General features: G+C 56.0%; 11 protein-coding genes. 8 read left to right on the forward strand and 3 right to left on the reverse strand.

The annotated features are described in order from the left end of the window. The first annotated feature begins 64 nt into the window (after positions 1 to 64). Positions 65 to 1,174, forward strand: coding sequence for a YcbX family protein (locus tag IM267_RS05545; RefSeq protein WP_112792839.1), 1,110 nt, complete (start codon positions 65 to 67; stop codon positions 1,172 to 1,174). Here the strand turns inward: IM267_RS05545 and zapC are convergent. Together zapC and pyrD are read right to left on the reverse strand one after the other, a co-directional pair. Next, on the reverse strand, positions 1,171 to 1,713 hold the full coding sequence (gene zapC / locus IM267_RS05550) for a cell division protein ZapC (protein ID WP_063866297.1): 543 nt from the start codon (positions 1,711 to 1,713) through the stop codon (positions 1,171 to 1,173). The two genes, IM267_RS05545 and zapC, sit on opposite strands and share 4 nt — an antisense overlap. A 166-nt stretch (positions 1,714 to 1,879) precedes the next feature. Beyond that, positions 1,880 to 2,890, reverse strand: coding sequence for a quinone-dependent dihydroorotate dehydrogenase (gene pyrD, locus IM267_RS05555; protein WP_063866295.1), 1,011 nt, complete (start codon positions 2,888 to 2,890; stop codon positions 1,880 to 1,882). Between the two features lie 249 nt (positions 2,891 to 3,139). On the opposite strand from pyrD, the gene ssuE reads away from it, so the two are divergent. From ssuE to ssuB, 5 genes are read left to right on the forward strand one after another with little or no spacing between them, the layout of a single operon-like run. Continuing rightward, positions 3,140 to 3,715, forward strand: coding sequence for an NADPH-dependent FMN reductase (ssuE, locus tag IM267_RS05560; RefSeq protein WP_063449145.1), 576 nt, complete (start codon positions 3,140 to 3,142; stop codon positions 3,713 to 3,715). After that, positions 3,708 to 4,670: a sulfonate ABC transporter substrate-binding protein gene (locus IM267_RS05565; RefSeq protein WP_063866294.1), complete on the forward strand. Its 963-nt coding sequence runs from the start codon at positions 3,708 to 3,710 to the stop codon at positions 4,668 to 4,670. The genes ssuE and IM267_RS05565 overlap by 8 nt, the downstream gene beginning before the upstream one ends. Continuing rightward, on the forward strand, positions 4,667 to 5,812 hold the full coding sequence (gene ssuD, locus IM267_RS05570; RefSeq protein ID WP_193032969.1) for an FMNH2-dependent alkanesulfonate monooxygenase: 1,146 nt from the start codon (positions 4,667 to 4,669) through the stop codon (positions 5,810 to 5,812). Before IM267_RS05565 ends, ssuD begins: the two co-directional genes overlap by 4 nt. A gap of 9 nt (positions 5,813 to 5,821) precedes the next feature. After that, positions 5,822 to 6,613: an aliphatic sulfonate ABC transporter permease SsuC gene (ssuC, locus tag IM267_RS05575; protein WP_193032970.1), complete on the forward strand. Its 792-nt coding sequence runs from the start codon at positions 5,822 to 5,824 to the stop codon at positions 6,611 to 6,613. Next, entirely contained in the window at positions 6,610 to 7,380 is a 771-nt protein-coding gene (gene ssuB, locus IM267_RS05580) for an aliphatic sulfonates ABC transporter ATP-binding protein (RefSeq protein WP_193032971.1), read from the forward strand. Before ssuC ends, ssuB begins: the two co-directional genes overlap by 4 nt. 536 nt (positions 7,381 to 7,916) lie before the next feature. Here the strand turns inward: ssuB and pepN are convergent. Continuing rightward, positions 7,917 to 10,529: an aminopeptidase N gene (gene pepN / locus IM267_RS05585; protein WP_107535065.1), complete on the reverse strand. Its 2,613-nt coding sequence runs from the start codon at positions 10,527 to 10,529 to the stop codon at positions 7,917 to 7,919. Between the two features lie 254 nt (positions 10,530 to 10,783). Between pepN and pncB the strand changes: the two genes are divergently transcribed. Beyond that, positions 10,784 to 11,986 carry a nicotinate phosphoribosyltransferase gene (gene pncB, locus IM267_RS05590; RefSeq protein ID WP_063449151.1) on the forward strand — a complete coding sequence of 401 codons (1,203 nt, stop codon included), beginning with the start codon at positions 10,784 to 10,786 and terminating at the stop codon, positions 11,984 to 11,986. Between the two features lie 167 nt (positions 11,987 to 12,153). Beyond that, positions 12,154 to 13,554, forward strand: coding sequence for an asparagine--tRNA ligase (gene asnS, locus IM267_RS05595; protein WP_003858191.1), 1,401 nt, complete (start codon positions 12,154 to 12,156; stop codon positions 13,552 to 13,554). The last annotated feature ends 383 nt before the right edge of the window (positions 13,555 to 13,937 follow it).

Genomic DNA, 13,937 nt, shown 5'->3' on the forward strand with positions numbered 1-13,937 from the left:
ATTATAGCTAATATGGCGTGTATGTCATAAAGTTGAAGGCTTATTTCTTTAGCGGGAGTGTGCAGTGGCGACGTTATCCAGGCTTTTTATTCATCCGGTGAAATCCATGCGCGGCATCGGCGTGACCCACGCGCTGGCCGATATGAGCGGCTTCGCCTTCGATCGCATTTTTATGGTCACCGAGCCTGACGGTACGTTCATCACCGCGCGCCAGTTCCCGCAGATGGTTCGCTTTACCCCTTCCCCGCTTCATGACGGTTTGCATTTGACCGCGCCGGACGGCTCAAGCGTGGTTGTCCGCTTTGCTGATTTTGCGCCCGTCGATGCGCCAACGGAAGTGTGGGGGAATCATTTTACCGCGCGCATCGCGCCGGACGCTATAAACCAGTGGCTGAGCGGCTTTTTCTCCCGCGACGTTCAGCTGCGCTGGGTTGGACCCGCGCTGACCCGTCGCGTAAAACGCCACGACGCGGTTCCCCTCTCCTTCGCGGATGGATTTCCCTTCCTGCTGACCAGCGAGGCCTCGCTGCGCGACTTACAGCGCCGCTGCAAAGCCAGCGTGCAGATGGAGCAGTTCCGCCCAAATCTGGTGGTGACCGGCGCGGACGCCTGGGATGAAGATACCTGGAAAGTCATCCGCATCGGCAGCGTTATTTTTGATGTCGTGAAGCCGTGCAGCCGCTGTATTTTCACCACCGTCAGCCCGGAGAAAGGCCAGAAACACCCTTCCGGCGAACCGCTGAAAACGTTGCAGTCATTTCGTACCGCGCAGGATAACGGTGATGTCGACTTCGGCCAGAACCTGATCCCCCGCTCCAGCGGCGTGATCCGCGTGGGCGACGAGGTCGAAATTCTGACTCGCGGGCCTGCACGAGTGTACGGCGCAGGCCAGCAAGATGAAATGGCCGCCCCTGAGACAAACGTCGCCGCTGCGGTGGATATTCACTGGGAAGGCAAGGTCATTCGTGGCAATAATCAGCAGGTGCTACTGGAGCAGCTGGAGCAGGCCGGGATCCGCGTACCGTATTCCTGTCGCGCGGGGATCTGCGGGTGCTGTCGCATTAAACTGGTCGATGGTGAAGTGAGTGCCCTGAAGAAATCTGCGATTGGCAATGACGGCACGATCCTGTGCTGTAGCTGTGTGCCAAAAACGAGCGTACAGCTCGAAGCTTAAACCGCCTGCTCGAGGCTGAAGGCATCCACGCGCAGCTGTGGCTTCAGCCTGTCATTCATTACTTTTATGGCGTCGCCTAACTGCATCACTCGCCCGGCAATGGTCACGCCGGGTTGGGCCAGCAGGCAGAGCGCGGCGTTTTCACCGGGTTCAACCACCAGCAAATTCACCTCTTCTTCGGTATCGCTCAGATTGACGCTTGCCGCATCGCCGGTAGCCGGGGTCCAGCTCATGCCGTGCGCGAGGAAATGCCAGCTTTTCGGCATTTGTGGTTTCAGGAAACGGATCGCCACCAGCGCATTTAAAACCAGTTCAGCGCGCTGTTCTTTGGAGAGATCGAAGTCTCGGCATTTTTCTTCGAAAGAGAAATAGAGCGCAGCGTCGTCAACGCAAAAGCCTGAAGGAGCAAACGCGTCAGGGGTTAACATTCGGCGCGCAAAACGAGAACGAAACAACATGCCATTGGCTAAGTCGAGCATCATGCGGTCATGCTCTTCACAAAAATACCAGCGCCAGTTATCGTCAGGTTTAATTCGCATGTTTCTCTCCCGTCCCCAAAACGTCCTGTACTAAAAATGTCCTGTTTGCCGCTTCGCTTATAACACTAGTAATAAAAGACTATAATGTCTAAATAAGCAACAATGACGGAATATAAAACAACCAGGGCTGGAAATAAAGCCCTGGTTGTCTGATTAAGAGAAAAGATTAGATATGCGTGACGATTTCTTTAATCAACGGCGGCCCTTTGAAAATAAAGCCGGAATAAATTTGCACCAGTGATGCACCAGCCGCCATCTTCTCACGTGCAGCAATGACGGAATCAATGCCGCCCACGCCAATAATCGGCAGCTGGCCTTTTAATTCCGCAGACAGTGCGCGAATAATTTCAGTGCTCTTTAATTGAACCGGACGTCCGCTTAATCCACCCGCTTCGTCACAGTTTTTCATTCCCTGAACGAGGGAACGGTCGAGGGTTGTATTGGTCGCAATCACACCGTCAATATTATGGCGAACTAAACTGTCGGCAACCTGGATCAATTCTTCAACCGAAAGATCCGGGGCGATCTTAACCGCGACCGGGACATATTTATGGTGGATCGCCTGTAGCGCCGTTTGTTTATTTTTAATGGCGCTAAGAAGATCGTCGAGCGCTTCGCCATATTGTAATGAACGCAGCCCTGGGGTGTTAGGCGATGATATATTCACCGCGATATAACCCGCATAGGCATAGACTTTTTCCATACAAATCAGATAGTCATCTTTACCCTGCTCGACTGGGGTGTCTTTATTTTTGCCGATATTAATACCCAGCACGCCATCAAAATGGGCTTTTTTTACGTTCTCAACCAGACGATCGACGCCAAGGTTATTAAAGCCCATGCGGTTGATCAGCCCCTCGGCTTCAACCAGGCGGAACAGACGCGGCTTGTCATTTCCCGGCTGCGGGCGCGGCGTCACCGTCCCGATTTCGATCGAGCCAAAGCCCATCGCACCGAGTGCATCAATGCATTCGCCATTTTTATCCAGACCGGCCGCCAGGCCCAGTGGATTTTTGAACGTCAGGCCCATGCACTGAACGGGTTTTTCCGGCACGTTTTGACGCACCAGCGCGGCCAGAGGCGTTCCTGTAATACGGCGTAACTGCTGAAATGTAAATTCATGAGCGCGCTCAGGATCGAGCTGGAAAAGGGCTTTACGAACGAAGGGGTAGTACATGAACTCTCCTGGATTCCCGGTGTGCAAACCGGGAGGGGATTATGTGCGATCCCGCCCGGAAAGGGAATTGACCTGTGGCAAAAAAAGCCGTTTAAAACGCAATCGTTTACTTATCGGCACGCTTCTTATGCATTTTTCAGCATTCATCCTGAGGATAAATCATTTAGTGGAATAACCACGCAATGTCACACTCCTGAAAATTGTTATGAATGTCAGATAAAAGCAAACAATTAGTTATAAGGAGCAACCATGCGCGTCATTACTCTGGCCGGAAGCCCACGCTTCCCCTCACGCTCCAGCGCTCTGCTGGAATACGCTCGCGAAAAGCTTAATGCTCTGGATGTGGAAGTGTGTCACTGGAATTTACACAATTTCGCGCCTGAAGATCTGCTCTACGCCCGTTTCGACAGCCCGGCGCTGAAAACCCTGATCGAACAGTTTAAGAGTGCTGACGGGCTGATCGTCGCGACACCGATTTATAAAGCCTCTTTTTCCGGCGCGCTGAAAACGCTGCTCGATCTGCTGCCCGAACGCGCGCTGGACGGCAAGGTCGTCCTGCCGCTGGCCACGGGCGGCACGGTCGCCCATTTGCTGGCGGTAGATTATGCCCTTAAGCCGGTTCTGAACGCGCTGAAAGCCCAGGAGATCCTGCATGGCGTGTTCGCTGACGACTCACAGGTGATTGATTACCAGCATAAACCGCATTTTACGCCGAACCTGCAAACCCGCCTCGACGGCGCGCTTGAAACCTTCTGGCATGCCCTGAACCGCCGGGATCGTCACGCAGCGGCAAGTCATCAATCACAAGGAGTGGCCCATGTTTAAAACCGTTACCCGTATCGGGCTGGCAGGACTACTGGCAGTGGCATCACTGGCTCAGGCGGCGGAGACCGCGCCGGAGAGCCTGCGTATCGGTTATCAGAAAGGCAGCGTCAGCATGGTGCTGGCGAAAAGCCATGCGCTGCTGGAGACGCGCTTTCCGGAAACCACCTTTTCCTGGGTCGAGTTTCCTGCCGGACCACAGATGCTGGAGGCGCTGAACGTCGGGAGTATTGATTTAGGCAGCACCGGCGATATCCCGCCTATCTTTGCTCAGGCTGCCGGGGCGGATCTGGTTTACGTTGGCGTTGAGCCCGCCAAGCCGAAGGCAGAGGTGATCCTGGTACCGGAAAACAGCGATATTAAAAGCGTCGCCGATCTTAAAGGCCATAAGGTTGCTTTCCAGAAAGGTTCCAGCTCGCACAACCTGCTGCTGCGCGCGTTGCAGGAAGCCGGCCTTAAATTCACCGATATCCAGCCCGTATACCTGACGCCTGCCGATGCGCGCGCGGCGTTTCAGCAAAAGAACGTCGATGCCTGGGCAATCTGGGATCCCTACTACTCCGCCGCGCTGTTGCAGGGCGGGGTAAGGGTGCTGAAAGACGGCACTACCCTGAAGCAGACCGGTTCGTTCTACCTGGCGGCACGTCCGTACGCAGAAAAAAATGGCGCCTTTATTCAGCAGGTGCTGGATACCTTTACCCAGGCCGATGCGCTGACCCAGAGCCAGCGTCAGCAGAGCATCACGTTGCTGGCAAAAACCATGGGCTTACCTGAACCGGTGATCGCCACGTATCTTGACCATCGTCCACCCACCACCATTGCGCCGGTTAACGCCCACGTTGCCGCGCTTCAGCAGCAAACGGCCGATCTCTTTTATCAAAACCGCCTGGTTCCAAAGCAGGTGAATATTCGCGAACGCATCTGGCAACCCGCTGGCATTGAAGGAAAAAAATCATGAGTCTGAATCTTTTCTGGTTTTTACCCACCCACGGTGATGGACACTATCTTGGTACAGAAGAAGGCGCCCGCCCGGTCGAACACGGCTATCTACAGCAGATCGCCCAGGCGGCAGATCGCATCGGTTTTACCGGGGTGCTGATCCCGACGGGCCGTTCATGTGAGGATGCGTGGCTGGTTGCCGCATCCATGATCCCCGTCACCCAGCGCCTGAAGTTCCTGGTAGCCTTGCGCCCGAGCGTAGTGTCTCCCACCGTCGCGGCGCGCCAGGCGGCAACGCTGGACAGGCTATCTAACGGACGCGCGCTGTTCAACCTGGTGACGGGCAGCGATCCGCAGGAGCTGGCGGGCGACGGCGTCTTCCTCGATCATACCGAGCGTTATGAAGCTTCCGCAGAGTTCACCCGCGTCTGGCGGCGTCTGCTGGAAGGGGAAACCGTTACCTTCGAAGGAAAACATATCCACGTTCGCGATGCGAAGCTCTACTTCCCGCCGGTACAGCAGCCGCGCCCTCCCCTCTATTTCGGCGGATCGTCTGACGTGGCGCAGGCGCTGGCGGCCGAGCAGGTCGATCTCTATCTGACCTGGGGCGAGCCGCCGGAGCTGGTCAAAGAGAAAATTGCCCAGGTACGCGCTAAAGCCGCAGAACACGGTCGTAAGGTACGCTTCGGTATTCGCCTGCATGTGATTGTACGCGAAACCAACGACGAGGCCTGGCAAGCCGCAGACCGTCTGATCGCTCATCTGGACGACGACACCATCGCCAAAGCACAGGCCGCCTTTGCCAAAACCGACTCCGTAGGCCAGCACCGAATGGCCTCCCTGCACAACGGCAAGCGCGAGAATCTGGAGATTAGCCCAAACCTGTGGGCCGGTGTGGGACTGGTGCGCGGCGGCGCCGGTACGGCGCTGGTGGGCGACGGTCCAACCGTGGCGGCACGCATTAATGAATATGCGGAGCTGGGAATCGACAGCTTTATCCTCTCCGGCTATCCGCATCTGGAAGAGGCGTATAAGGTGGGTGAACTGCTGTTCCCGCATCTGGATGTCGCTATCCCGGAAATTCCGCAGCCGCGTCAGCTTCAGTTGCAGGGTGAAGCCGTGGCAAACGCGTTTATCCCGAGAAAAGTTGCGCAAAGCTAAGGAGCCGCCATGTCTGCAATCGCACAAAAATGGCTGCTGCGCGCCGCGCCGTGGTTTCTGCCCGTCGGCATTGTCCTCGTCTGGCAGCTGGCGTCGTCAACCGGCTGGCTGTCGAGCCGCATTTTGCCCTCGCCGGAAGGCGTTGTGGAAGCGTTCTGGTCGCTCAGCGCCAGCGGTGAGCTGTGGCAGCATCTGGCTATCAGCTCCTGGCGCGCCGTAATCGGCTTTTCGATTGGCGGCAGCATCGGCCTGACCCTGGGGCTCATCAGCGGCCTGTCCCGCTGGGGCGAGCGGCTGCTGGATACCTCCGTTCAGATGCTGCGTAACGTGCCGCATCTGGCGCTGATCCCGCTGGTTATCCTGTGGTTTGGCATTGATGAGAGCGCCAAAATCTTCCTCGTGGCGCTGGGGACGTTGTTCCCGATTTATATCAATACCTGGCATGGGATCCGCAATATCGATCGCGGGCTGGTTGAGATGGCCCGCAGCTATGGCCTGTCGGGTTTTGCTCTGTTTATCCATGTGATCCTGCCGGGCGCCCTGCCCTCCATTATGGTCGGCGTACGTTTTGCGCTCGGCCTGATGTGGCTCACCCTGATCGTGGCGGAAACCATTTCGGCAAACTCCGGCATTGGTTATCTGGCGATGAACGCCCGCGAGTTCCTGCAAACGGACGTGGTGGTGGTTGCCATTATCCTTTATGCCCTGCTCGGCAAGCTGGCGGACGTCAGCGCCCAGTGGCTGGAACGTAGCTGGCTGCGCTGGAACCCGGCCTATACCGCTCAGGAGGCGAAAGCATGAATACTGCACGACTGAACCAGGGGACACCGTTACTGCTGAACGGCGTGACCAAACGCTACGGCGAAAATACCATACTGAATGCACTGGATCTGCATATTCCTGCCGGACAGTTTGTGGCCGTTGTCGGACGCAGCGGTGGCGGTAAAAGTACCTTGCTGCGTCTTTTAGCCGGGCTGGAAGCCCCCAACGGCGGCGACATTCTGGCGGGCACCACGCCGCTGGCCACTATTCAGGATGATACGCGCATGATGTTTCAGGACGCGCGTCTGCTGCCGTGGAAAAAGGTGATGGATAACGTCGGACTGGGCCTGAAGGGCAGCTGGCAGGAGGAAGCCCGACAGGCACTCGCCGCGGTCGGGCTGGAGAATCGTGCGGGAGAGTGGCCCGCCGCACTGTCGGGAGGACAGAAGCAGCGCGTGGCGCTGGCGCGCGCGCTGATTCATCGTCCGGGCCTGCTGCTGCTTGATGAACCGCTCGGCGCCCTCGACGCCCTGACGCGGATCGAGATGCAGGATTTGATTGAATCGCTGTGGAAGGCGCACGGCTTTACGGTGCTGCTGGTGACGCATGACGTCAGCGAAGCCGTGGCGATGGCCGACCGGGTGCTGTTAATAGAAGAGGGAAAAATCGGGCTGGATCTGATGGTGGATATTCCACGCCCTCGCCGGGTGGGGTCAGCGAGACTGGCGGAGCTGGAGGCGGAAGTGCTGGATAGAGTGATGAAACGTGGAGTGAGTGAACGGGCATTGATTAAGGCTAATGCCTGATGCCCTCTCCCCGGCCCTCTCCCACAGGGCTGAGGGTTCCCCACAAAATAATGTATGCACTGAACAGTCCCCTCGCCCCTTGGGGAGAGGGGTAGGGTGAGGGGAACATACGGCTGGGGTGGTCATTCCGTTCACTTTATGTTCCCTGCTACTCTGTAGCGACATGACCGGTGAACGTGCCAGGGTGGCTCAGTCGCCACCACCCTGGCGACCCGGGCTCCCGGCGGTAAATCGCCGCTTCGCGGTCCCTTCGGCTTATTCCTTCCGGCTTATCGGGTACGGGCGGAGGTAACGTCCCTGTAAAGCCCGCCCTCTCGGCGCATCCCTGCGCCTCGCCCCGGCCTTCAGGAAACGCCTCAGCGATTTACAGCCGGACCAGAGCATCGCTGAAAGCCCTCAGTTATTCTGAAGTTAGCGTTATCGCTTCTGCTTTGAAATTACTGGGGCTCCCTCAGCCCACAGGGAGAGGGAGAAAACCGATGCCCCGCTACTCCACGCAGGCCCGGTAAGCGTAGCGCCACCGGGCTTTTTTTACATCAGGCCAGCGCCTTCGCAATCTTCTCGTACAGATCGCCAGACAGGTTTTCCAGCCCTTTCAGCTGCTCAAGCGCGGCGCGCATTTTCGCCTGGCGCTGTGCATCGTAGCGTTTCAGGCGGATCAGAGGCTCAATCAGACGAGACGCCACCTGCGGATTACGGCTGTTCAGCTCGGTCAGCATTTCAACCATGAACTGATATCCGCTGCCGTCTTCGGCGTGGAACGCGGCCGGGTTGCTGCTGGCAAACGCGCCAATCAGCGAGCGGACGCGGTTCGGGTTGCTCATGGTGAACGAACGGTGCTTCAGCAGGCTGCGTACGTTGCTGAGCACATCGGCTGCCGGGCTGGTGGCCTGAAGGATGAACCACTTGTCCATTACCAGACCATCCTGATGCCACCTGTCGTCGTACTCCTGCATCAGCGCATCGCGGCACGGCAGCTCGGCGGCAACGCTTGCAGCCAGTGCGGCCAGCGCATCCGTCATGTTATCGGCCTCGTGGTACTGCTTGCTCACCAGCGTGTTCGCCAGCTCTGCCTCACCAAACGCCAGATAGCGCAGGCAGGTATTGCGCAGGGTACGCTTGCCAATATCCGCATGCTCCACGCGGTACGCGTCCAGCTTGTTGGCGTTGTAAATCGCCAGGAACTCGTCCGCCAGCTCGGTCGCCAGCGTGCGGGTCAGCGCTTCGCGCACCGCCACGATCGCAATCGGATCGATGATGTCAAACAGCTCGGCGATTTCAGTCGCGGACGGCAGCGTCAAAATTTCAGCCGCCAGCGCCGGGTCAATTTTCTCATCCAGCAGGATGGCACGGAAGGCGTCTGCCACATGAACCGGCAGCGTCAACGGCTGGCCCTGCTGGTAACGGTTCACGTTCAGCTTGATGTAGGTCGCCAGCAGGCTTTGTGCCGCATCCCAGCGCGAGAAATCGTTGCGCGCGTGACGCATCAGGAACGTCAGCTGCTGATCGCTCCACTTGTACTCGAGTTTAACCGGCGCGGAAAACTCGCACAGCAGTGCAGGCACGGGCTGGAAGTAGACGTTATCGAAGATAAAGGTCTGCTCTGCCTGGGTCACATTCAGTACGTTGTGTACCGGATGACCGCCCTTCTGTAACGGGATCACGTTGCCTTCGTTGTCGTACAGCTCCACGCTGAACGGAATGTGAAGCGGGTATTTCTCTTCCTGCTCGGCCGTAGGCGGCGTGCGCTGGCTGATGGTCAGCGTGTACTGCTCGGTTTCCGGATTATAGTCGTCTTTGACGGTCACAATCGGCGTGCCGGCCTGGCTGTACCAGCGGCGGAAGTGCGAGAGATCCACGTTGGACGCGTCTTCCATCGCCTGGACGAAATCATCGCAGGTGGCCGCACTGCCGTCGTGGCGTTCAAAGTAGAGCTGCATCCCTTTCTGGAAGTTCTCTTCACCCAGCAGGGTGTGGATCATGCGGATAATTTCAGCGCCTTTTTCATACACCGTCAGGGTGTAGAAGTTATTCATCTCGATGACTTTATCCGGGCGGATCGGGTGCGCCATTGGGCTGGCGTCTTCTGCGAACTGGAGGCCACGCATGGTACGCACGTTATTGATGCGGTTCACCGCCCGCGATCCCAGATCGGAGCTGAACTCCTGATCGCGGAAAACGGTTAAGCCCTCTTTCAGACTCAGCTGGAACCAGTCGCGGCAGGTGACGCGGTTTCCGGTCCAGTTGTGGAAATACTCGTGGCCGATAACGCGTTCAATATCGAGGTAATCTTTATCCGTTGCGGTATCGGTGCGCGCCAGCACGTATTTGGAGTTAAAGATGTTAAGACCTTTATTCTCCATCGCGCCCATGTTGAAGAAATCGACAGCCACGATCATATAAATGTCGAGGTCATATTCGAGGCCAAAGCGCGTTTCATCCCACTTCATGGAGTTGATGAGGGAGGTCATTGCCCATGGCGCGCGGTCGAGATTGCCACGATCGACGAACAGCTCCAGCGCGACTTCACGGCCAGAACGCGTTTTGAAGGTGTCGCGCAGAACATCGAAATCTCCCGCCACCAGCGCAAACAGATAGCATGGTTTCGGGAACGGATCCTGCCACTGCACCCAGTGACGGCCGTTCTCAAGTTCCCCTTCGCCAATACGGTTGCCGTTGGAGAGCAGGTACGGGTACAGCGTTTTGTCGGCAATAATTTTAGTGGTAAAACGCGCCAGCACGTCCGGACGATCCAGATACCAGGTAATGTGGCGGAAACCTTCGGCTTCACACTGGGTGCACAGGGCCACGCCTGACTGGTAAAGCCCTTCCAGCGCGGTATTGGCGGCGGGGCTGATTTCATTCACGATGCGCAGCGTAAAGCGTTCCGGCAGGTTGTCGATGACCAGCTGGTTGCCTTCTTCTTTATAGTCTGACCAGGCTTCATCATTAATATGCAGGGAAACCAGCGTCAGGTCTTCACCATCCAGACGCAGCGGCACGGCTGTCGCGCTCTGGCGCGTCACCTGGCTTACCGCCGTCACGACGGTTTTTGTGGCATCCAGGTCGAAGGTCAGATCGATATCGCTTATCAGGTATTCCGGCGCACGGTAGTCGTGGCGGTATTTAGCTTGTGGCTGTTGTGTCATAGAAAACCTTATGCATCGTTTGTCGAGTAACGATTCAATATATTCCTGTTGTGTAAAACGCGCTATGCAGAATGTTCATCTTTTCAGGCACAACGCCCTTTTTAGCTACATTTTTGTAACACAGGGCACGAAATGCTCTCGACCATAAAGTGTGCTTATGTTGTGATCGGGGTTCAATAAATCACTAAACAGGGTATACTCCGGAGTTGTTTATTGTACTAAACGCTCCCGTGAGAGGATGCTACAGCGCACCTATGACTCAATTCGCTTCTCCGGTTCTGCATACGTTGCTGGATACCGATGCGTACAAGCTGCATATGCAGCAAGCCGTGTTTCACCACTATCATGATGTTCATGTTGCGGCGGAATTTCGCTGCCGGGGTGACGACTTGCTGGGTATCTACGCAGATTCCATTCGTGAACAGGTCGATGCCATGCAGCATCTGGCGCTCACCGATGACGAATATCAATGGCTTTCTGGCCTGCCTTTCTTTAAAGCGGACTATCTGAACTGGCTGCGCGACTTCCGCTATAAGCCGGAACAGGTCACCGTCACGAATGATAACGGCAAGCTCGACATTCGCCTGACCGGTCCGTGGCGCGAAGTGATCATGTGGGAAGTGCCGCTTCTGGCAGTGATCAGCGAGCTGGCCCACCGCTATCGCTCCCCTGAAACCGGTGTGACGCAGGCCGTTGCCGCTCTGGAAAATAAACTCGTTGAGTTTAACCAGCTGACCGAAGGGCTGGATATGTCCCGCTTCCGTCTGATGGACTTTGGCACGCGCCGCCGCTTCTCTCGCGAGGTCCAGGAAGCCATCGTCAGACGCCTGCAACAGGAGCCGTGGTTCGTTGGCACCAGTAACTACGATCTGGCGCGTCGTCTTGATTTAACGCCGATGGGCACCCAGGCGCACGAATGGTTCCAGGCGCACCAGCAGATCAGCCCAGACCTCGCCAACAGCCAGCGCGCCGCCCTCGCCGCGTGGCTTGATGAATACCCGGATCGGCTGGGTATTGCCCTTACCGACTGCATTACCATGGACGCGTTCCTGCGCGACTTTGGTCCTGAGTTTGCCGAACGCTACCAGGGGTTACGCCATGATTCCGGGGATCCGGTTGAATGGGGTGAGAAAGCCATTGCCCATTACGAAAAGCTGGGTATCGACCCAATGAGTAAGGTGCTGGTCTTCTCCGATAACCTTGACCTGGCGAAAGCCATCGACCTTTATCGTCACTTCTCTTCCCGGGTGAACCTGAGTTTTGGGATTGGTACGCGGTTAACCTGCGATATTCCTCAGGTGAAACCGCTGAACATCGTTATAAAACTGGTGGAATGTAACGGTAAGCCGGTCGCGAAGCTCTCCGACAGCCCGGGCAAAACCATCTGCCATGACAAAGCGTTTGTTCGCGCATTACGCAAAGCCTTCGATCTACCTCAGGTCAAAAAAGCCAGTTAACCGCTTCGGGGAGCCTTCATGGCTCCCCTTCTCTTATTTATTTCTTATTTCTTCCCTCAAGACGGTGAAATTTACTTGTCTGATAGCGGATGGCAGGTAACATAGATATCCCCCCAATAAGGGCGGACAAGTGTTTATTTTTTCCGACTATTAACAGAGAGAATATTATGAGCGTTGTGCCTGTAGCCGACGTACTCCAGGGCCGTGTCGCCGTTGACCAGGAGGTCACCGTGCGCGGATGGGTGCGTACTCGCCGAGATTCTAAAGCTGGCATCTCCTTCCTCGCCGTCTATGACGGTTCCTGCTTTGATCCTGTACAGGCCGTCATTAATAATTCTCTGCCCAATTACAATGATGACGTTCTGCACCTGACAACAGGCTGTTCCGTGATCGTCACCGGTGTTGTGGTGGCCTCTCCGGGCCAGGGTCAGAGCTACGAAATTCAGGCGACCTCGGTGGAAGTGACCGGCTGGGTTGAAGATCCGGACACCTATCCGATGGCTGCAAAGCGTCACAGCATTGAATATCTGCGTGAAGTCGCGCACCTGCGTCCGCGCACCAACCTGATTGGTGCGGTTGCGCGCGTGCGTCATACGCTGGCGCAGGCGCTGCATCGCTTCTTTGACGAGCAGGGTTATTTCTGGGTTTCTACCCCGCTGATCACGGCCTCTGATACCGAAGGTGCAGGTGAAATGTTCCGCGTTTCAACGCTGGATATGGAAAACCTGCCGCGTACGCCGGAAGGTAAAGTCGATTACGACAAAGACTTCTTTGGTAAAGAAGCCTTCCTGACGGTTTCCGGCCAGCTGAACGGCGAAACCTACGCCTGTGCGCTGTCTAAGATCTACACCTTCGGCCCAACCTTCCGTGCGGAAAACTCCAACACCAGCCGTCACCTGGCGGAATTCTGGATGCTGGAGCCGGAAGTGGCCTTTGCCGATCTGAATGACGTGGCAGGCCTGGCAGAAGCGATGCTGAAATACGTGTTCAAAGCGGTTCTCGAAGAGCGCGCAGACGACATGAAATTCTTCGCTGAGCGTGTCGATAACGACGCCATCGCCCGTCTTGAGCGCTTCGTTTCCGCAGACTTCGCGCAGGTGGACTACACCGATGCGGTCGCTATCCTGGAAAAATGCGGTGAGAAATTCGAGAACCCGGTTTACTGGGGCGTGGATCTCTCCTCGGAGCACGAACGTTATCTGGCAGAGAAGCACTTCAAAGCACCGGTTGTGGTGAAAAACTATCCGAAAGACATTAAGGCGTTCTATATGCGCCTTAACGAAGACGGTAAAACCGTTGCTGCGATGGACGTACTGGCACCGGGCATCGGCGAAATCATCGGTGGTTCCCAGCGTGAAGAGCGTCTGGACGTGCTGGACGCGCGTATGCAGGAGATGGGTCTGAACCCGGCGGACTACAGCTGGTATCGCGACCTGCGCCGCTACGGCACCGTGCCGCACTCCGGCTTTGGCCTGGGCTTCGAGCGTCTGATTGCCTACGTGACAGGCGTTCAGAACGTACGTGATGTGATTCCATTCCCACGCACGCCGCGTAACGCAAGCTTCTAACCGTCCACATCAATAATGGCCAGCACTTGCTGGCCATTATTTTATCCTGCAACGTCAGTTTTCGTCAGTCAAAAGTAAGCATCTTTAAACCACAACCCCGCAATAACCTCTACCTGTTACGTTTTGTTTCCACGAAACATCTGGCGACAAAAAAATAACCCCATTCTTATTGCGCTTAAAGCAATTCTTACGTAATAGCACAAAAAACAATCAATTTCTTAGCCATCTGGATGGCTTTTGGCGATCACAAGAAAAAATGACCCGTTTAACTTCTGTTTATAGGAAAGGCCTTTAGCTAAATTAAATATAAGGAAATCATATATATAAGAATAAAGCGGATGTTTTATTCACCAGACTGCGCTGAAATTTGAGGTGCTTCACAA

This window comes from Enterobacter cloacae complex sp. P15RS, from assembly GCF_014895905.1.
In the GTDB taxonomy this organism is placed as follows: Bacteria; Pseudomonadota; Gammaproteobacteria; order Enterobacterales; family Enterobacteriaceae; genus Enterobacter; species Enterobacter quasihormaechei.

Coding starts and splice junctions, on each gene's coding strand:
- pepN (WP_107535065.1), bottom strand. CDS start 10,529: ATGACACAACAGCCACAAGCTAAATACCGCCACGACTACCGTGCGCCG.
- zapC (WP_063866297.1), bottom strand. CDS start 1,713: ATGCGAATTAAACCTGACGATAACTGGCGCTGGTATTTTTGTGAAGAG.
- asnS (WP_003858191.1), top strand. CDS start 12,154: ATGAGCGTTGTGCCTGTAGCCGACGTACTCCAGGGCCGTGTCGCCGTT.
- ssuC (WP_193032970.1), top strand. CDS start 5,822: ATGTCTGCAATCGCACAAAAATGGCTGCTGCGCGCCGCGCCGTGGTTT.
- pncB (WP_063449151.1), top strand. CDS start 10,784: ATGACTCAATTCGCTTCTCCGGTTCTGCATACGTTGCTGGATACCGAT.
- pyrD (WP_063866295.1), bottom strand. CDS start 2,890: ATGTACTACCCCTTCGTTCGTAAAGCCCTTTTCCAGCTCGATCCTGAG.
- ssuE (WP_063449145.1), top strand. CDS start 3,140: ATGCGCGTCATTACTCTGGCCGGAAGCCCACGCTTCCCCTCACGCTCC.
- IM267_RS05565 (WP_063866294.1), top strand. CDS start 3,708: ATGTTTAAAACCGTTACCCGTATCGGGCTGGCAGGACTACTGGCAGTG.
- ssuB (WP_193032971.1), top strand. CDS start 6,610: ATGAATACTGCACGACTGAACCAGGGGACACCGTTACTGCTGAACGGC.
- ssuD (WP_193032969.1), top strand. CDS start 4,667: ATGAGTCTGAATCTTTTCTGGTTTTTACCCACCCACGGTGATGGACAC.